Raw genomic sequence first — 19,896 nt, 5'->3', positions numbered from 1 at the left:
GTTCGTTTGTGTAAACAAAAGTCTGTGGCGGATACTGAGGTGCTTTCTTTTTCGGCAGATTTAGCTAAAGTGGTCAGAGCACCAAAGTGGTCAGATCACTTAGTTGAGTTGCAGTCTAACAAGAAAAGGGAAGCGATTATGCCAGTTTATCAAGCGCCGCTGCGCGACTATCAATTTATCCTCGATGAAATGTTACATATTTATCAGCAAGATGCACTTAAGGGGTTCGATGAAATCGATCCAGATCTTGTCGATGCGATCCTGCAAGGTATGGCCGACTTTAGTACTGAAGTTATGTTACCGCTCAATAGTGTCGGCGATCTGCAAGGCTGTAAGTTGGTCGATGGTAAGGTGATTACACCGGAAGGATTTGATAACGCCTATCGGCAGTTTGTTGATAATGGCTGGCCGACGCTGACCTGCGATCCTGAATATGGCGGCCAAGGTTTACCCGAAGTGGTGGGGATTTTTGCCACTGAGATACAAACGGCAACTAACATGGCTTTTGCCATGTATCCTGGTTTGACCCATGGCGCCTATGCCGCCATCCATGCCCACGGCAGTGATGCGCTCAAGCAAAAATATTTGAGTAAACTGGTCAGCGGTGAATGGACTGGGACCATGAACTTGACCGAGTCCCACGCGGGTACTGATTTAGCCTTATTACGCACGAAAGCCGTGCCAGTATCCGAAGGCGTTTTTGCCATTACTGGCGAGAAGATTTTTATCTCCTCAGGCGATCACCAACTCACCGACAACATAGTGCACCTCGTATTAGCCCGTTTGCTCGATGCACCTGAAGGCGTGAAGGGCATATCTTTGTTCGCCGTGCCTAAAGTATTAGTGAATAACGATGGTAGTTTAGGCGCACCGAACACTTTATATGCCAGTGGCCTTGAACATAAGATGGGCATTCACGGTAACTCAACTTGTGTGATGGTATTTGAAGCTGCGCTGGGCGAGCTTGTCGGCGAGCCACACCAAGGACTGCGAGCCATGTTTACTATGATGAACCAAGCGCGTTTAGGGGTTGGCGTGCAAGGTCTGGGTGTCTCTGAAATCGCCTATCAAAATGCGCTGGCCTATGCCAAAGACAGATTACAGAGCCGCGCCTTAAGCGGTGCCAAAGCACCCGAAAAAGCCGCCGATCCGATTTTGGTTCACGGCGATGTGCGCCGCATGTTGCTGTCGCAAAAAGCCTTCAATGAAGGCGCAAGAGCCTTAGTTGGACAACAAGCTTTATGGCTCGATGAAGCTGAGCGTCATAGCGATCCCGCAAAAGCCAAAGTTGCCTCCCAATTAGCGGCACTGTTCACGCCAGTGGTGAAAGGTTTTATCACTAACCGTGGTTTTAATGCCTGTGTCGATGCACAGCAAGTGTTTGGCGGACATGGTTATATTCATGAGTGGGGTATGGAGCAATTTGTGCGTGATAGCCGTATTGCACTGATTTATGAAGGCACTAACGGTATTCAGGCATTGGATTTAGTGGGACGTAAGTTGCTTAGCGACCGCGGCGCGGCGATGCAGCAATGGTCGGCGTTAGTGACAGAGTTTATTAAGTCACATAGCACGAATGCGGCGATGCAACCTTACGTGAGTGGTTTAATGGATTGTGCGGGTGATTTGCAAAAGGCTAGTGGTTATTTAGCTTCGCAGGCAGCGACCAACCCTGACATTATCGGCGCAGCGTCTATGGCTTATCTGGAGTTATTCGGCGTGACTGCACTGGCGTGGATGTGGGCCAGAAGTGCCGCGGTGGCATTAGCGGCGTTGGAGCAGGGCACCGAAGAAACCGCGTTTTACCAAGCTAAATTGAAAACCGCCGATTTCTATATGGCTTACTGGGCGGTACAAGGTCGCAGTTTGCGTAAGCAAATTGAGCAGGCGAGTGAAATGCTAACGCAATTAGATGAAGCTATCTTTTAAGCATTCATCTTATATGCTGAGTTAAGCCCTTGCTTAACAACAGTTCGAGAACAACCTAAAACCAGCGCACTGTCGCTGGTTTTTATTTTTATCCCACATTAACACTTCTATCTAAGGTCTTTGCGACTGAACCTCTGTTTCGTTTAAGTCATAACCAAATATCACAAGGATAATGTGAGCTGACGCTAGGGATTTACCTAACAGATTTCACATTCATGTAAATCCAAATGATAATCGTTGTCATTCGTAAATCATTCTTTATAATGACGGCCAATTCGTTTGAATACATTTGTAAACCCTTTGGTTTATTCCATTTTTATGCGCTCGCGCTGGGGACATTCTGTGAAGACTCGTTTCGCCTACTCATTAATTGCACTTGCACTCGCTCAACATCAGTCGACATTCGCCGCTGAAACTGTACTCGATAAAGAGGCTCCACAGCAGACCTTGTCTACGAGTTCATCTGTTGCAAGTCCTGCACCGACTCAAGCCACGACCGATGAGGAGATAAAACTCGCAGCACCTGAGCGTATTGCCGTCCATGGCCGCGCGATGCAAATGTACGTCGATAAAGAAACCACGATTGGCACTAAGACGGCGATTAATGTGATGGAATTGCCGCAGTCGGTGCAAGTGCTGACCGAGCAGTTAATCGTTGACCAAGCGGCACGCAATATTACCGATTTATACCGCTCAATCGCGGGTGTGAGTGAGTTTAGTTATTCCGGCGTGACCTTTCGCGGTTTCCGCGACGATGCCAACGTTTTTTATGATGGGGTAAGGGGCGATCCCTATTCGGGATTTTCTGTGCCACAACTCTTTAATGTGCAGCGGGTTGAAGTGTTAAAAGGCCCTGCATCGGCACTCTATGGCGGCGGTGAACCTGGCGGCATGATTAACTATGTCACTAAAAAACCGACGTTTGTCGAGAGCAAAGAGCTGACCTTAAGCACGGGCAGCGAGGACATGATGGGGGGCTCGCTGGATTTCACTGGCGGCTTAACCCAAAATCTTGCCTATCGTTTTGGCGCCTATTATCAGCAGGAAGATAGCTTTCGCAATAATGCAGATAGCCAAAATGCCGAAGTGGCGGGTGGGTTACTCTACGAAATCAGTGATGATACTAAGCTCACCACCACTTTCGATATTATTAAGCAGGATTTAGGCGGCAATCGATTGCGCGGCGTGCCTGTCGATAATGACGGTAACTTCCTCGTTGCGCCATCCTATAATGCCAATGAGAAGAGTGACTTCCAGAAGATGGATGCGCTGGTGCTGCAATCGATTCTCGATCATCAATTTACCGATAATTTCTCGGTCAAGACGCAGATCCGCTATCTGAATAATGATTCCACGCAGCAATATCATGAATCGAGAGGTTGGGTCGATGTAAATGGTGATGGTAAAGCCAATAGTGCAGATGGCACCATTAAGCGTGAATACCGAGTGCAAGCACGGGCAAATGATGAAATCAGTTTAACCAATGATTTTGTTTATGCATTCGATGCCTTAGGTTTTGAACATGAGTTCCTGTTCGGTGGCGATTATCACTATGTGGAAACCGAGTACCATTACAAGCTCGCGACCAGCAAGGAAGGCGTGGGTAACCTAAATATTTTTGACCTTAACTATGGTGAGACGGATCCTAGTACCTATCAATTAAAAGACATGGATACCGACGGTACCCGTGCTAACCGTTTTGGCCTTTATGTGCAGGAACACTTGCACTTTAATGAACAGTGGTCATTGATTGCCGGTCTGCGTTTCAGCCAGTTTGACGATTATGATAAAAAGACCGGTTTCTCCTTCAGCGATAACGCGATAACGCCAAGGGCAGGGCTTAATTATCGCCCAATCGATTCAATGTCCTTTTATTTGAATTACTCAGAGAGCTTCAATCCAGCATCTTTAACCGATCAAGCACAAGATATTGCTGACGGTTTCCTCGATCCAGAAACGGGTAATCAAATTGAACTTGGGATGAAAAATGAGTGGCTTGATGGCCAGTTTATGACCACGCTCGCCGTATATCGCATTGAAAAACAAAATGTCGCTCAAGCTAACCCTTTAAATACTGGCGATGACGATGGCATTCCCGCTTTACTTAATTTGGGTGAAGTACACAGTCAAGGCCTTGAATGGACGCTGGTGGGGGATTTAACCGATAACCTGACCGTCACGGCAAACTATGCCTATAACGAGACTGAAGTGGTTAAAGGGGTGACGAACGACAATTTAACCAATACCTTCGACAGTAAGCACTTTGCCAATGCGCCGCGTCATCAAGCGGGAATATGGACTCGTTACGATATCAATGCAATCGATTCGGCGATTGCCTTTGGTATGGATTACGTGGGTGAACAGTTCAGCCTCGATGGCCAAACGGTGAAGCCCCATACGATTTTTGATATGAGCTGGACGACCCAGTGGGATCAAACTCAAGTTCGCTTAAATCTTAAAAATATCTTCGATAAAGAATATGCCGTCAGTGGTTTTAGCGAGCGTAATGGCCATTTCCCGGGTGAGCCGCGTAATATCACGCTTGAACTGAGTCATAAGTTTTAATGCATTGATGTAAAAATAGCTTGTTCGTTAAGGATGATAAGCAAGCTGGAGCGAATGGGTTAATCTTGCGCGAATAACCGCCGTAGCTCTCTGTCTGTATTCGTGCCTTGAGCATGGATTAACCTTGTGTGACTTATCATCTTAATAGTGTTTACCTATTAAGATGATAGTTTCTATCCGTTATCCTTTCTGATTCAGCTTGTTTAGACTCGCCTTATATGAATTATTCGATAAGGTTTTCCTATGCACGCCGTCAGCCACTTAGCCTCCAAAGACCCTCAATCTAACGCTAGCCCACAGGTGGCCCTGATTGCAGAAGGTGGTGGTCAGCGAGGTATATTCACCGCAGGCGTACTCGATGCTTGGCTTGATGGCGGATTCGATCCCTTTGATTTATTTATCGGTACCTCAGCAGGTTCACAGAATCTCAGCAGTTTTTTGGCCCGCCAAAAGGGGTATGCCAAACGCTTAATCCGCGGTTTATCGCGCCATAAACGCTTCTATCGACTCGGTCGCGGGTTAGTCGGCGGCAATGTAGTCGATTTAGATTGGTATTTTGAGCAGACGCGACAAGGGATGTTTAAATTAGATCTTAACGCGGCGACAGCTTCACTCGGTCATCGGCAGTTACTGATCACAACTACGAATGCCAGTGATCGCAAGGGTTATTTTTTAAGTCCAAGCAGTAAAAGCCAGTGGCGCGAATTGCTTAAAGCTTCTAGCGCATTACCATTTCTGTATAAACAAGGGGTGAAACTCACGCCTTGGCTAAATGATAATGCCTGTAATAGTGACAACGCCTGTAATAGCGACAAGGCTTCTAATAACGGCGCGGCTAATCATAGCGCCTCTGGTCACGGCACAGCATTAAACGAAGGTATTGATAGTGATTTTTATCTCGACGGCGGTTTAGCTGCGCCTTTACCTGTGCGTGAGGCCTATCGTCGTGGTGCCCGCAAAATTGTGGTGATCCGTACTGTGAGCGAGGATTTTCAGGCGCAATCGGCTTGGGTTCACAAATTAAAATCTTGGATTTGTGTTTCTGGCTTTTGCCCGAAAACCATAGATTACTTAGTGCAGCACGAACAAGCCTATCAGGATGAATTGGACTTTATCGCTAATCCGCCAGAGGATGTGGAGATAGTGCAGATTTTTGCAGCTGAAAATTTGCAAAGTAAATTGCTGGGCAGTACCGATGCGGATTTACGCCATGATTATCATGCGGGGCTGAGTGCCGGAAAGCAGTTTTTAAGCTTAGATCCGATGGCGTTGACGCAGATGAATGTTCATTTTCAAACTCAAGTGCAAATCAACGCTCACACTCAAACCCACACTCAAACTCACTCTCAAATCAAGCCATTCAGTGCGTTGTCGGCCTAGTTTGGTATTTTAGCTAAGTCACCATTTTGTACGTGAGTAAGCAATAAAAGTAAAAAACATTAAAATACAAGCGCCACCCTAGGGTGGCGCTTGTGGTTGGCTGTATTAACCGGTTCATCAATCTAATTAATTTATATGATTAATCTAGCTCATCAGCTCAGTTTACTAACCTAGTTCTTCAAGGTTAGGCTATTAATAACTTGAGGTGTGTACAGAGCGTACTGCTCGGCCTGATGGGTCGATAATGCCGCGTAAGCTTTCGTCCCAAGCCAATGCTTCTGGCGTTGAACAGGCGACGGATTTACCACCTGGAACCGTTTCTGCAGCGCCGCTTAGTGGATAATGTTCCTCAAAGAAGCAGCGATAGAAATAGGCTTCTTTGGTTTCTGGTGTGTTGTATGGGAAACGGAATTTCGCGTTCGCCAATTGTAAATCATCCACACGCGCTGCCGCTTGTTCTTTCAAACCGTCAATCCAAGAGTAGCCCACACCGTCACTGAATTGTTCCTTCTGACGCCACGCCACTTCTTTTGGCAATTTATGCTCAAAGGCTTTACGCAGAATGTGTTTCTCAATACGGCCATCCTTAGACATTTTCGCTTCAGGGTTGATACGCATTGCCACATCCATAAACTCTTTATCGAGGAAGGGCACGCGAGCTTCTAATCCCCAAGCGGCCATGGCTTTGTTGGCTCGCAGACAATCGAACAGATGCAGTTTATCGAGTTTGCGGACTAATTCCTCGTGGAATGCCTGTGCGTTTGGCGCTTTATGGAAGTATAAATAGCCGCCAAATAGTTCGTCAGCACCTTCACCCGATAACACCATTTTAATGCCCATCGCTTTGATTTTACGCGCCATTAAATACATTGGCGTGGCAGCACGTATGGTGGTGACATCGTAGGTTTCTAAGTGATAGATCACTTCTTTAATCGCATCTAAGCCTTCTTGGAAGGTGAAATGGATCTCATGGTGAATCGTACCAATCGCTTCGGCGACCTTTTTGGCGGCGATTAAATCCGGCGCACCTTCAAGGCCGACGGCAAAGGAATGTAACTGTGGCCACCAAGCGTTGGTTTCGCCATCGTCTTCAATGCGGCGTTTAGCAAAGGTTTGCGTCACGGCGGAAATGATCGATGAATCTAAGCCGCCCGACAGCAACACACCATAGGGCACGTCTGACATTAATTGACGTTTGACCGCCGCTTCTAATGCGTCACGCAATTCTTCTTGGCTGGCTGGATTATCTTTAACCGCATCATAGCTTTGCCAATCGCGAGTGTAGTATTTCACCGCAGCGGCATCGCTTGAGTACAAATATTGGCCCGGTAAGAATTCCTCTACCGTTTTACACACTGGCATCAAGGCTTTCATTTCGGAGGCAACATAGAAGTTACCCGCAGCGTCACGGCCTGTATATAGCGGGATGATACCCATGTGATCGCGGCCGATAAGGTATCTGTCTTGGGCTTTGTCATATAACACAAAGGCGAAGATACCGTTTAATTTATCAAGAAATTCAGTGCCGTATTCTTGATACAGCGCCAAGATTACTTCGCAGTCAGAGTTGGTTTGATAGCTGTACTTATCGCCTAGCTGGGCTTTCAATTCTTTGTGGTTATAGATTTCGCCGTTGACCGCGAGGATCAAACTGCCATCTTCAGTCAGCAGCGGCTGAGCACCGTGTTCAATGTCAACAATCGCTAAACGTTCGTGGGCAAGAATTGCCTTATCACTGGCATAAATACCTGACCAGTCAGGGCCACGGTGGCGCATTAGCTTAGACATTTCTAGCGCGACTTGGCGCAGTTCTTTGGCATCAGATTGGATATCTAAAATCGAAAAGATTGAACACATAGTACAACTCCCACACTGTCTGTCATTTGAGGATGTCTCAATTGAGGTTTAATGTGCCAGCAATTTAGGTATTTGCCAAACACTATTTTTGACGTTTTATCTGTTTATTGGTGTTTTTGTTGATTTAGATGTTTATGTTTAATGATTTTATTTGAGAATAATTCATTTAATTTGCGTTATTTTTGATGATTTGTTTTTATTATCTGATTTGGCATGAGGGGTTTTGGGGAATTCACAATGTGTTTTAAAAAAGTATCGATGATAGAAAAACCGCTAAAAAAGACCATAAATAATGAGTTGGCTTGTTTAAGTGTTTTATTTTTAATCAATTAATGCGCCGAGTTTGACATCAACCAATGGCATAAGCCTATTCAGAATGGTGTTGTGGGATGGATATTTTGCGATAACGGCATTTTTTATGAGCTGAAAACAAAAAAGCACGTGAATGGTTCACGTGCTTGTAGGTCTTGTTTGGCGCTTTGGCTGGCGGAGGAGGCGCTCTATTCAGCTGGCGCTTTATTTCGCAGGTGCGACTAGCAGGCGGCAATAAGAGACGACTAACCCAGCTGTCTCTCGCAAGAAGCCAAAGACTTAGCCTGTTATTTTGTGTCCGTTACCAGCGTCGTTTTGGCTGGGCGCAGGCTATTGAATTCTGTGCCTTGATAGTATCCCGGCCAATCTTGGCTGTTGCCCAATGTGCGCGTGACTTGGTAGTAGATTTGCAAGTCTTGCAGCGCGCCGCTTAAATCCCAGTCTTCACGGTATTCATCGCAGACATTGTGATAACAGCCTTTCATTGTAGCTTGCATCTGAGTTTTATAAGCAGCCGTGGCTTCATCAACGGGGTCGCTACCGCCGCCGGCAAAGACGGCGGGCACGCCTAGTTTGGCAAAGCTGAAATGATCTGAACGGAAGAAACCGCCCGAAGCGGGATTTTTCTCACCCATGGCGATGCGGTTTTGTTGTTTAGCCGCATCGATAAGATAAGTTTCTAACTCAGATTTACCTTTGCCGACGATGGTAAAGTCTTTGGTTTTGCCATAGATATTAGTGCTGTCGAGGTTTAACACTGCCACGGTTTTGTCGATAGGATAAAGTGGATTAGCGGCGTAATAGCGTGAACCGAGTAAGCCCTGTTCTTCACCTGTGGTGGCAATAAAGGTGACCGAGCGCGCTAAACCATGGCCTTGTTTCGCATTGTCGGCTAATTGTCTGGCGATTTCGAGAATACCGGCAGTGCCTGAGGCGTTGTCCATGGCACCGTTGTAAATCTGATCGCCTGCTTTCGTCTCGTCTTTACCTATGTGATCCCAATGGGCGGTGTAGAGGATTTGCTCGTTGGCTTGTGTGCTGCCGGGAAGTGTGGCGACCACATTGTAGCTATTCGCGTATTCGGCTTTATTTTTAAAGGCGATGTTGGCCGTTTGCTCAAGGGGTAAATTGATTGAGCTGTCGGCGGCGCGTGCCATTAAATTAGGCAGTGATAAACCGGCTTTATCGAACAGTTGTGTAGCCGCGTCCAATGTAAGCCAGCCTTCGACTTGGATACGGCTATCTTGTTCTGCTTTACTGAGGACCAGATCTTGCTGTGGTCCAGTCCAACTATTTTCTATCACGGACCAAGGGTAAGAGGCGGGCTCGGTATCATGGATAATCAGTGCGCCGAGTGCGCCTTGACGACTGGCCTCTTCAAATTTGTAGCTCCAACGGCCGTAATAGGTCATGGCTTTGCCGTTGAATTTCCCCGAGTCAGGGCGAGCAAAGCCGGGATCGTTCACTAAGATCACCGCGATTTTGCCTTTCATGTCGAGATCTTGGTAATCATTCCAACCATATTCGGGTGCGTTCACTCCATAGCCGACGAAGACTAATGGTGCGTTCTCAATACTAATACCACCGTTATCGTGGCGACTGCTGAGCACTAGATCTTTTCGGTATTTAAAGGGTAATCCTGCCAGCGTAACTTGCTGCGCTTCATCTGCTGTATAGCTCACCATAGGCACTGGTTGTAAAAAGCTGCCTTGGTACGCGCCCTTGAGTCCCATCTCTGTAAAGGCTTTGGTCAAATAATCCAAGGTGAGTTTTTCACCGTGAGTGGTGGGCGCGCGGCCTTCAAATTCATCGGATGACAGGGCTTTAATATCATTTCTAAAGCGCGCTTCATTAAACTGCACTGGTTTGAGTTCAGCCAAAGTGCTGTTGTCATCGGGCTCTGGTGCATTAGGACTACAGGCACTGAGCATGGCCAGCGTACAGAGTGGATACAGACGTCGCATAGGTTAATCCTACTGTTGTTTTAATTAAGGTATTTTAGATTTATGTTAATCAATCAGAAGCGAGGCTTATCATGAAGCAAGCCGCTGTGAGCCACAAGGCTGAGAAGAAGGCGAATATGTTACTTAATGTTGCTTTACCCTATGCAATACGCCTTTGGGCGAGGCGTGTTACATAGGTAATGTTTAAAGGTCTGGCAAGGATGAATTGCTAGACGTAGGATTAGACATCTGTTTAGACCATTGTTTAAACAACATCTATATCGCCCGCGCAGGCAAACACATGGTTCGGGCGGAAGGGCTCTTTGTCGATATCTTCGAGCTTACTCACACCACTGGTGACCAGAATGGTTTCAAGCCCTGCTTGGAAGCCCGCCAAAATATCGGTACGCATATTGTCACCTATGATGACAGTGTCTTCCGAGTGTCCATCAATATGATTAAGTGCAGAGCGAATAATCCATGCGCTCGGTTTGCCCACGTAGAAAGGTTTTTTACCGGTAATACGTTCGATGGGTGAGCAGAGTGCGCCACAGGCAGGGCTGTAAGCTGGGCCGTGGGTATCGGGGTTAGTGGCAATAAAGCGCGCGCCGCGTGCGATGAAGCCTGCGGCTTTATGGATCATCTCCCAGTTGTAGGAGCGGGTTTCACCGACAATCACAAAATCGGGGTTAATATCGGTAATGGTAAAGCCTGCTTTGTAGAGTTCGTGGGTGAGGGCGCCTTCGCCAATGACATAGGCCTTGCTGCCTTCTTGGTGTTTTAAAAAGTCGGCGGTGGCCATGGCTGAGGTGTAAAAGCATTCTTCAGGAATATCAATACCGGCGGCACTTAAACGGTTTTGCAGATCCTTACCCGTTTGTACGGGATAGTTAGTCAATATCACTAACGGATTGCCTTGCTCTAAAATGCGCTGGATAAATTTGTCGCTGCCGGGGATCAGTTTATTGTCGTGCAGTAGTACACCATCGATATCGCAGATAATATTTTTCATCTAATAGTCTCTTGTCATGCCGAGCAAAAATCACTTTTCGTTAAGTTATCTAATGCCACATTGCCCCAGAAAACAATGCTTTTGTGGAAAATAGTTAAAAAAATAGAGACCCTAAGGTCTCTATTTTTTGATTGATACAACTTACGGTCAAGTGGAACTAATCGGGCGCGTAACCGCTTGGGCCGATAAGGTTGCCATCGAGATAGGCTTGGCCATTTTGCATGTTAAGACGTTGCTGACTAAACCATTTCACCACGAGTGGATAAATAGCATGTTCTTGCTCATGCACGCGGGCGGCGAGCATATCAGCGGTATCTTCTTCATAAACAGGCACTTTGGCCTGTAATATCACCGGGCCAGCATCCAGCTCAGGCGTGACAAAATGCACGCTGGCACCATGTTCGCTGTCGTTCGCGTCTATGGCACGTTGATGGGTGTTTAAGCCAGTGTATTTCGGTAGCAGCGAAGGATGAATATTGATCATGCGACCTAGGTAATGATTCACGAAATCATCGGTTAAGATCCGCATAAATCCCGCCAACACGATTAAATCGGGCTGGTACTTTTCAATCACTGTCATTAAACGTGCATCGTATTCAGAGCGAGATTCACCTTGGTGAGCTATCACGCAGCTGGTATCAATTTCGCCATGATGGGCGCGCACTAGGCCATAGGCATCGGGTTTATTACTGATGACTCCGACAACTTCGGCCTGCAGATTATCGTCGCAACCGTCGATAACCGCTTGCAGGTTACTGCCATTTCCGGAAATTAATACAACTACACGACAGCTCTGGGGCATTACAGGATCTCCACTTGCTCTTCATTGCCTTCACGATGTGCGATAGCACCGATAAGCCATGCTTGTTCGCCTTCTGCAGCCAGTAATGCAAGTGCTGCATCCACTTTATCGGCTGGCAGCGCGACTAACATGCCGACGCCACAGTTGAAGGTGCGATACATTTCGTATTCTGCAATGTTGCCATTTTCCATTAACCAACTGAAAACAGCGGGCCATTGCCATGAATCGCCTTGTATAACCGCTTTTAAATTATCTGGCAGTACGCGCGGGATGTTTTCCCAGAAGCCGCCGCCAGTAATGTGCGCCATCGCATGGACATCAGATGCTTCAATCAGTTTTAGCAATGATTTTACATAAATTTTGGTTGGCTCAAGTAGATGTTCAATCAGCGGTTTGCCGTTGAGATCTTGTTGAGGGTCTGCTTGGCTCACTTCTAATACTTTACGTACTAAAGAGTAACCATTTGAATGAGGGCCGCTTGAGGCTAATGCAATAAGTGCATCACCCGCTGCCACTTTGCTACCGTCAATAATGTCGGCTTTTTCAACTACACCCACGCAGAAACCCGCTAGGTCGTAATCTTCACCTTCATACATGCCTGGCATTTCAGCGGTTTCACCGCCAATTAACGCACAACCAGATTGGAAACAACCTTCGCCGATGCCGTTGACGACGGACGTTGCCGTTTCAACATCGAGTTTGCCTGTTGCGTAGTAATCGAGGAAAAACAGTGGCTCAGCACCTTGAACGATTAAATCGTTCACACACATGGCGACTAAGTCTATGCCGACTGTGTCATGTTTTTTATAGTCGATAGCTAAACGTAATTTAGTCCCAACACCGTCGGTGCCAGACACTAAAACTGGTTGCTTGTATTTAGTGGGGATTTCACACAGGGCGCCAAAACCACCTAAGTTGCCCATAACTTCTGGACGACGGGTACGTTTAACTGCTGCTTTAATGTTACTTACCAGTGCATTACCTGCATCAATATCAACGCCGGCATCTTTATAGCTCAGTGGGGTAGGTGTGCTCACGGAGGGATCCTCTCGGGTACATCGTTATTGGATTTTATGCGGCGGTATTCTACCAGCTTGTGCTAGGGGTCGAAAGTCATGATTTGGATTTATGCCCCTTGGCGCAGTATTTTTGGCCGAGTAAAACTGTATTTCAGCTTCTGAGGTCTTGAGATTGGTCACAAAATAGTAAATTAAGGTACGTATCTTAGACGATTGGGGATTATTCTTGGGAGATAGCTCACGATTAGACCGAATGGCAAAACTTTCTGTTTTACCTAGTAAACAAATCAACTAGAATCTGAAAAATTTGCCTAAAATAATACGCCGAAAAATAAGCAGGAGAGAAAAATGAAAGTTGTCGAGGTTAAACATCCTTTAGTGCGTCACAAAATCGGTTTAATGCGCGAAGGTGACATTAGCACTAAACGTTTCCGTGAACTAGCCGCCGAAGTGGGCAGTTTATTAACCTATGAAGCTACCGCAGATTTCGAAACTGAAACGGTGACGATTGAAGGCTGGAATGGTCCGGTTGAAGTCGATCAAATCAAAGGTAAGAAAGTCACTGTTGTGCCAATTTTACGTGCGGGTTTGGGCATGATGGACGGCGTACTCGAGCACATTCCAAGTGCGCGTATCTCAGTTGTCGGTATTTACCGTGATGAAGAGACCCTTGAGCCAGTGCCTTATTTTGAGAAGCTGGCCAGCGACATGAACGAGCGTATCGCCTTAGTTGTCGACCCAATGCTCGCGACTGGTGGTTCTATGATTGCGACCGTAGACTTATTGAAGAAACGCGGTTGTACTTCAATCAAAGCCTTAGTGTTAGTGGCTGCGCCTGAAGGGATCAAAGCGTTAGAAGCGGCGCATCCTGATATCGAGTTATATACCGCTGCTATCGATAAGTGCCTCAATGAGAAGGGCTATATCCTGCCAGGTCTGGGTGATGCGGGCGATAAAATCTTTGGTACTAAATAGCCAAAGTTGCTAAAGAATTAGAGTTGCTGATGCTCAATTGAGCGGATGTAGTCAGTAAGGGAGCCTAGGCTCCCTTTTTGTTCTTGTTCAATACAGTAATAACAACTTTATCTTAAGCTGCTAAAGTTTAGGATAAGGTAAATAATAATTATCTATTGAAGTTGTTTTTATTGGCTTATTTTGCAATTTTATTGATCGCACTTTACGTTTTGTGCAAGGTATATTGTCGGTAGAACAGGGATTAAGAGGAATTATGGGAAATTCGGCTCTCAACTGGTTATTATTGCGTCGATCATTTGAATTTGCGACCCTTTTGTTTGTCGTACTCCTACTTATTCTATTACCGTTTAAAATCGATAGAGAGCATAAATCCTTTGTGTCTTTTGTAAAAAACGAGCAACTTACACCGAGTTATATTGAACTGCTTGGTAAAAGCTTATCTCTGCACGATATTATTGATTTCAATAAATCCTCTTTAGCGCTTTTTCAGCTTGACCCTTCTAGATTAATGCTGCCGCAAGGGGGAGTGCTTTCCGCAGAAGAAGAACAAGTCTTACGCTACTTTGATTATCTCTATTCCAGTAAAAAGACCAATGCCGAAGATATATTCCTGTATGTGGGACTTTATCGCAGTGATGCCATGTATTTTGCCACCCCAATTCCTGAGGACGTAAAAGCGCGGCTGATTAAAGACCGTACTTCAACGAATGAGTTTTGTCAGAGTCTGCACTATTGCGCGAAAGACGCGACCCCAGAGTCCTTAGCCGATGGAATCGTATTATCCATTCCTTATCAAGATGAAGTCAGTGGAAAAGTCATTTTATCGATGGCATCACCGATTTCATCATCTAATGATCCTAATCATTTCATCGGTGATGTTATTGCCGACACGGCTCTAATGACGTCGGTTTTTATGCGTAATAAACATGTTGAATTGCAGAAAACGGATTATGGTACTGAGTTGGTGATCACGACAGATAGCCTTTGGGCTGAACTGACGCCGGAGTTCTTGTTTTATTCGATGACAAATCATTTAGATAACATGACTTCACTGACATATAAAATCAGTATATTTCGTTTCATTGTGTGGAATTTGCCCCTGTGGTTTTTGTTATCTATCGTGATCTTCTTCGTTCAAATTAATATCAATCGTTTTAGGAAACTTCATACTGAGCGCCAACGGTTTAGTGAAGCGATATTATTGGATGCTTTTACTCGAACCTATAATAAGAAAGTCTATGAGACCACAGTGTTTGATGTCGCGACTAAGGGGCATTATGCGGTGATTTGCGTGGATGGCGACAAAATCAAAACCATTAATGATACCTATGGGCATAAACTCGGGGATATGGCGATCATGCAAATTGTTGATGCGATGCGCAGTGTATTTCGAGAAAATGATTTGTTAATCAGAACCGGCGGTGATGAGTTTGTCGTTATCTTAGCCAATTGTACTTTTGAACGGGCCTTATTGTTGGCTGAACACTTACGTCAGGCGGTCGCAGAGCGGCAGTTTTTAAATGTGCTGACAGTCTCCTGCGGTGTAGCTGATTCGCAAGATTATGCTTCCTTTGAGGCAGTACTACAAGCGGCGGATAAAGCGTTATATGAAGATAAAAAGAATAAGCAAGGGAATCGCAAGCTTGACCCGACATCTTAATTATCACGTTCATTATTACGTTCATTATTACGTGAGTTATCGAGTGAATCAGTGAGTTAACCTGCTGCCCGCAATAAAGTGAATACCGAGATAAAAAACAGCGCGGAGAATGCCACGCTGTTGTTACTTTCTAATACGGTAATGTAAACATCTGCGATAACACTTACAACACCATTGCTGCAATCCAACCAAACACTAATAGTGGAATATTGTAGTGGATAAATGTTGGTATCACGCTGTCACGAATGTGATCATGTTGACCATCGGCATTCAAACCTGCAGTGGGACCTAAGGTGGAATCTGATGCTGGCGAGCCCGCATCACCCAGCGCGGCTGCAGTGCCAACTAACGCGATTGTGGCCGCTACTGAAAAACCAAAACTTAATGCCAATGGTACATATATCGTCGCGATAATTGGAATGGTGGAGAAAGACGAACCAATTCCCATAGTGATCAGTAGCCCAACCAGTAGCATCAAAAAGGCTGCGAGGGCTTTATTATCCCCAATAATCTCACTAAGCGAGGCCACAAGCGTACCCACTTCACCGGTTTCTTTCACTACAGCGGCAAAGCCTGCGGCTGAAATCATGATAAAGCCGATATTGGCCATCATTCGCACACCTTGGTTGAAGATATCTTGGTCGGCGACATGCTTCAAGGCACCCGAAAAACTGAAAATCATGAAGCCGACTAAGGCACCAAAAATCATAGAGTCAGTTTCGAGTTGTACGACGAGAGTGGCTAATATCGCCAGTGCAGCAATGATGATATTGCGTTTGTTGAGATTTTCTTCAGGTTCAGCGACCAACACTTTTGCCTCGTCGTAAGTCCGAGGTTTACGGTAACTGATGAATACTGCAGTGAGTAACCCTACGACCATACCCGCGGCAGGGATTAACATGGCTGGCGGAATTTGCTCGCGAGCAGCGGCTAAGCCATTGCTGGTTAAGTTAGAAAGCAGAATATCATTTAAGAAAATGCCACCAAAACCAATCGGTAAAATCATATAGGTGGTGACTAGGCCGAAGGTTAGAACACAAGCCACAAGGCGGCGGTCGATGTTCAGTTTGGTCATCACATGTAATAGTGGTGGCACTAAAATCGGAATGAAGGCGATATGGATCGGTAAAATATTCTGTGAAGCCATCGACATGACGAGTAGCGATAACAGCAGTAACCAGCGTACCCAGTTAGTGTTTGTGGGATTAGGATCTTGTCCAAGGCTACTAATGATGCTTCTAGAAATCAGCGTCGTTAAGCCTGAATGCGATAGTGCGACAGCGAAGGCGCCTAATAATGCATAACTGAGCGCAATTTGTGCGCCGCCACCTAAGCCTGTATTAAAGGCATCTATAGTTTGGTGCAGATCCATTCCGCCTACCAATCCCGCCACGAGGGCGCTCACGGTCAGGGCAATAACCACATTCACCCTAGCTAAACTGAGTGCTAACATTAAGCACACTGCAATTACGACTGCATTCATTATCAATTTTCTTAATTCTTTAAGCCAAAGGAGCTATTTTCGACTGCAAAGGCAGTGGATGTCCAGTTTGCCGAGGGCTTATCTGAAAAATATCTGAAAATGTGATCATGCTGGGTTTTGTCTGTTAGCCGAATGTGGATTGCTCCGCACACTGGATACGCAGATTGCTCTATCCTTAGTCAGGCAAAACGGAAATACCCTTGAAAAATGTGATATTGGTCTTAAATAGGTTGTAAGGCACAGCACACGACTTATAATGCCTAAGGATTTGATTGGTAAGAACACCTTTTAATCAGTAAGGATTTAACTTGACCTAGGTTGAGAACATACTGGCTAGAAGGCATCTTGCCTTACACTTAGTTCAACTCATAGATGGAGATATAAAATGAGCGTATTAGTAGGCCGTCAGGCTCCTGATTTTACTGCTGCAGCTGTATTAGGTTCTGGCGAAATCGTTGATAGCTTTAACTTGACTGCAGCCATCAAAGGCAAACCAGCCGTCGTATTCTTCTATCCACTTGACTTCACTTTCGTTTGCCCATCAGAGTTGATCGCTTTTGATCACCGTATGGAAGAGTTCACTAAGCGTGGCGTAGAAGTGATTGGTGTGTCTATCGATTCTCAGTTTACCCACAATGCATGGCGTAACACCCCAGTTGAAAAAGGCGGTATTGGCCAAGTTAAATACACGCTAGTGGCTGATGTTAAACATGAAATCTGCAAAGCATACGATGTTGAGCATCCAGAAGCGGGTGTGGCTTTCCGTGGTTCATTCTTGATCGACAAAGAAGGCATGGTTCGTCACCAAGTCGTTAACGATCTGCCATTAGGCCGTAACGTTGATGAAATGCTACGTATGATCGATGCACTGCAATTCCATGAAGAGCACGGTGATGTTTGTCCTGCTGGCTGGGAAAAAGGCGATAAAGGTATGAATGCAAGCACTGAAGGTGTTGCTGCTTACCTGTCTGAAAACGCAAGCTCACTGTAATTAGTCCTTTTCTAATCATAGTCGCCTGTTAAATGAAAAAAGCTGCCAATGGCAGCTTTTTTGTTTTTCATTGCTGAAGATCTATTGTTAACTGTTCAATTTATTCCACAGTACCGCTTTCTGCATCCTGCGCATCCACGGCCAGTAACGGCCAGCCACCTAATGATTTCCAACGATTCACTATGTTACAAAAAAGCTCCGCAGTACGTTCGGTATCATATAGCGCCGAATGGGCTTCTTTATTATCGAAGGGAATACCCGCCATAATGCATGCCTTGGCAAGTACGGTATGACCAATGGCGAGTCCGGCAAGCGTAGCTGTGTCAAAGGTGGCAAAAGGATGAAACGGCGAGCGTTTTAAGTCGCAACGTTCTATCGCCTTACTCACAAAACCATGATCGAATGCCGCATTGTGCGCCACTATGATACTGCGATGGCAGTCGGAGGCTTTTTGGGCTTTCTTCACGGCTTTAAAGATTTCTAAAAAGGCTTCTTTCTCGCTCACCGCTCCCCGTAACGGATTAGTGGGATCAATACCGTTGAATGCTAACGCTTCGGGTTCTAAATTTGCGCCTTCAAAGGGCTCAATGTGGAAGTGTAGGGTTTTATCGATTCCTATCACACCTTCATTGTCCATTTTTAGTAGGGTGACGGCAATTTCTAGCAACGCATCGGTTTGAGAGTTGAAGCCCGCAGTTTCGACATCAATAACTACGGGAAAGTAGCCTCGAAATCGGTATTTCAATTTGTTCGCGTCGCAAATGTCACTCATAAAGTACTCAAGAAAATTCACAGGGCGCTATTATGCTAAATGTGTTGGGGTGTGTCATGCTTGATTGGTGGTTTTATGAGCTAAAGGAACTAAATAGTTTGCCGATAAAGCCATGTAACCGATTAAACATGAGTAAAGGCTATGTGGCGAAAACTGATATTAGTATCAATTTTATGCGTTCCAGCAACTGCAATGGCAGAGTTGCGCCATTATGTCGCCTCTTTAAGTGATTCCCAGTGGCGAGTGAGTGAAAATACTCCCATCGTCTGTCGCCTTGAGCATGATATTCCTTCTTACGGTAAAGCAATTTTTACCAGTGAAGCGGGTAAACAGCAGAATATGACTTTTACCTTAGATATGTGGGTAAAACCTGATCAAGTGACGCAGGCGAAATTAATTAGCCGCGCGCCGCAGTGGCGTCCTGGTGTGGTATCGAAAGAGATCACTTCATTACATTATCAAAAGTACTTTAACGGGGAAGTGCCTAAGCGCGCAGCTTGGTCTATGTTAGCAGAGTTGAGTCGCGGTATGGAACCAACGTTCTACTATGCTGATTGGTATAATGAGTCGAATAAGATAGCTGTGGGTTTGTCTTCAGCTAATTTTGGCCGTAAATATACTGAGTTTAAAGCTTGTCTAGCGCATTTATTGCCCTATAGCTTTGAAGATATTGCTTTTACTGTATTAAATTACGATGAAGGCGGTACCGATTTAACTCGTTTCTCCCAGCAACAACTGTCTCGGGTGCAAGAATATTTAGCCTATGATCCCTTGGTAGAGTTAGTGCTGGTGGATGCGTATACCGACAGTTATGGTGGCCGTTCAGTAAACCAGAAAGTGTCGGATACACGAGCTGCGTCGGTAAAAGAGTTCTTTGTTGCCAGTGGTATTCCTCAAGATCGTATTGTCACATTCGGGCATGGTGAGCGTCGTCACGTGGCCTCCAATGATGATATGGATGAAAGGGCGCGTAACCGTCGTGTTGTTATACGGATCAGTAAACCTTTGTAGTGTTTGTTTTACCTAGGTTTTAAGTATTTTTCAATGCCAAGTTTATGACTTGGCATTGTCGTTTTTAAAAGAAGGAGAGTTCAGGCAGTATGCCACTTTAATCGAATGATTCGCTCAATTTGCGCGTATGGGTAAAAATAATGAGATTTTTTAATTTGTAGATATGACATATCCACCTCAACAAG

Annotated in this window: 14 protein-coding genes; 7 read left to right on the top strand and 7 right to left on the bottom strand. The window is 45.6% G+C overall.

Annotation, left to right across the window (positions count from 1 at the left end):
• Positions 1–138: 138 nt before the first annotated feature.
• From AAA952_RS06580 to AAA952_RS06570, 3 genes are all read left to right on the top strand, one after another.
• On the top strand, positions 139–1,929 hold the full coding sequence (locus AAA952_RS06580; RefSeq protein ID WP_338255467.1) for an acyl-CoA dehydrogenase C-terminal domain-containing protein: 1,791 nt from the start codon (positions 139–141) through the stop codon (positions 1,927–1,929).
• Positions 1,930–2,247: 318 nt separating this feature from the next.
• Positions 2,248–4,494, top strand: coding sequence for a TonB-dependent siderophore receptor (locus AAA952_RS06575; RefSeq protein ID WP_311988410.1), 2,247 nt, complete (start codon positions 2,248–2,250; stop codon positions 4,492–4,494).
• 243 nt (positions 4,495–4,737) lie between these two features.
• A complete protein-coding gene (locus AAA952_RS06570) occupies positions 4,738–5,874 on the top strand; it encodes a patatin-like phospholipase family protein (protein WP_338255465.1) in 1,137 nt (378 codons plus the stop codon).
• 192 nt (positions 5,875–6,066) lie between these two features.
• On the opposite strand, the gene asnB is transcribed toward AAA952_RS06570, so the two are convergent.
• The 5 genes from asnB to purM all read right to left on the bottom strand — a co-directional run bounded on the left by asnB (position 6,067) and on the right by purM (position 12,837).
• A complete protein-coding gene (gene asnB, locus AAA952_RS06565; protein ID WP_105252850.1) occupies positions 6,067–7,731 on the bottom strand; it encodes an asparagine synthase B in 1,665 nt (554 codons plus the stop codon).
• A gap of 599 nt (positions 7,732–8,330) precedes the next feature.
• Complete coding sequence (locus AAA952_RS06560) at positions 8,331–10,007, bottom strand: M28 family metallopeptidase (protein ID WP_338255462.1); 1,677 nt, start codon at positions 10,005–10,007, stop codon at positions 8,331–8,333.
• 244 nt (positions 10,008–10,251) lie between these two features.
• Positions 10,252–10,998, bottom strand: coding sequence for an HAD-IIA family hydrolase (locus AAA952_RS06555; RefSeq protein ID WP_028760358.1), 747 nt, complete (start codon positions 10,996–10,998; stop codon positions 10,252–10,254).
• Positions 10,999–11,155: 157 nt separating this feature from the next.
• On the bottom strand, positions 11,156–11,800 hold the full coding sequence (gene purN, locus AAA952_RS06550) for a phosphoribosylglycinamide formyltransferase (protein WP_113938787.1): 645 nt from the start codon (positions 11,798–11,800) through the stop codon (positions 11,156–11,158).
• Complete coding sequence (purM, locus tag AAA952_RS06545) at positions 11,800–12,837, bottom strand: phosphoribosylformylglycinamidine cyclo-ligase (RefSeq protein ID WP_113938786.1); 1,038 nt, start codon at positions 12,835–12,837, stop codon at positions 11,800–11,802. Before purM ends, purN begins: the two co-directional genes overlap by 1 nt.
• Positions 12,838–13,167: 330 nt before the next feature.
• Here purM and upp point away from each other — a divergent pair, with 330 nt between their 5' ends.
• Together upp and AAA952_RS06535 are read left to right on the top strand one after the other, a co-directional pair.
• Positions 13,168–13,794 (top strand): uracil phosphoribosyltransferase, encoded by a 627-nt coding sequence (upp, locus tag AAA952_RS06540; RefSeq protein ID WP_006081245.1) that lies wholly within the window; start codon positions 13,168–13,170, stop codon positions 13,792–13,794.
• A gap of 253 nt (positions 13,795–14,047) precedes the next feature.
• On the top strand, positions 14,048–15,454 hold the full coding sequence (locus AAA952_RS06535; protein WP_338255457.1) for a GGDEF domain-containing protein: 1,407 nt from the start codon (positions 14,048–14,050) through the stop codon (positions 15,452–15,454).
• A gap of 163 nt (positions 15,455–15,617) precedes the next feature.
• Here AAA952_RS06535 and AAA952_RS06530 read toward each other — a convergent pair whose 3' ends face one another.
• Positions 15,618–16,937 carry a Na+/H+ antiporter family protein gene (locus AAA952_RS06530; protein WP_113938784.1) on the bottom strand — a complete coding sequence of 440 codons (1,320 nt, stop codon included), beginning with the start codon at positions 16,935–16,937 and terminating at the stop codon, positions 15,618–15,620.
• A gap of 385 nt (positions 16,938–17,322) precedes the next feature.
• Between AAA952_RS06530 and AAA952_RS06525 the strand changes: the two genes are divergently transcribed.
• Positions 17,323–17,928, top strand: a complete 606-nt coding sequence (locus AAA952_RS06525; protein ID WP_006081247.1) for a peroxiredoxin C — start codon at positions 17,323–17,325, stop codon at positions 17,926–17,928.
• A gap of 100 nt (positions 17,929–18,028) precedes the next feature.
• Here AAA952_RS06525 and rnt read toward each other — a convergent pair whose 3' ends face one another.
• Positions 18,029–18,700 carry a ribonuclease T gene (rnt, locus tag AAA952_RS06520; protein WP_338255454.1) on the bottom strand — a complete coding sequence of 224 codons (672 nt, stop codon included), beginning with the start codon at positions 18,698–18,700 and terminating at the stop codon, positions 18,029–18,031.
• Between the two features lie 141 nt (positions 18,701–18,841).
• Here rnt and motY point away from each other — a divergent pair, with 141 nt between their 5' ends.
• Positions 18,842–19,711 carry a flagellar protein MotY gene (gene motY, locus AAA952_RS06515; RefSeq protein ID WP_113938782.1) on the top strand — a complete coding sequence of 290 codons (870 nt, stop codon included), beginning with the start codon at positions 18,842–18,844 and terminating at the stop codon, positions 19,709–19,711.
• Positions 19,712–19,896: the final 185 nt, after the last annotated feature.

Source organism: Shewanella sp. M-Br, assembly GCF_036245925.1.
Taxonomy (GTDB): Bacteria; Pseudomonadota; Gammaproteobacteria; order Enterobacterales; family Shewanellaceae; genus Shewanella; species Shewanella oncorhynchi.
The sequence above is the reverse complement of the archived record's forward strand: the minus strand, read 5'-3'. Positions and strand labels throughout refer to the sequence as shown.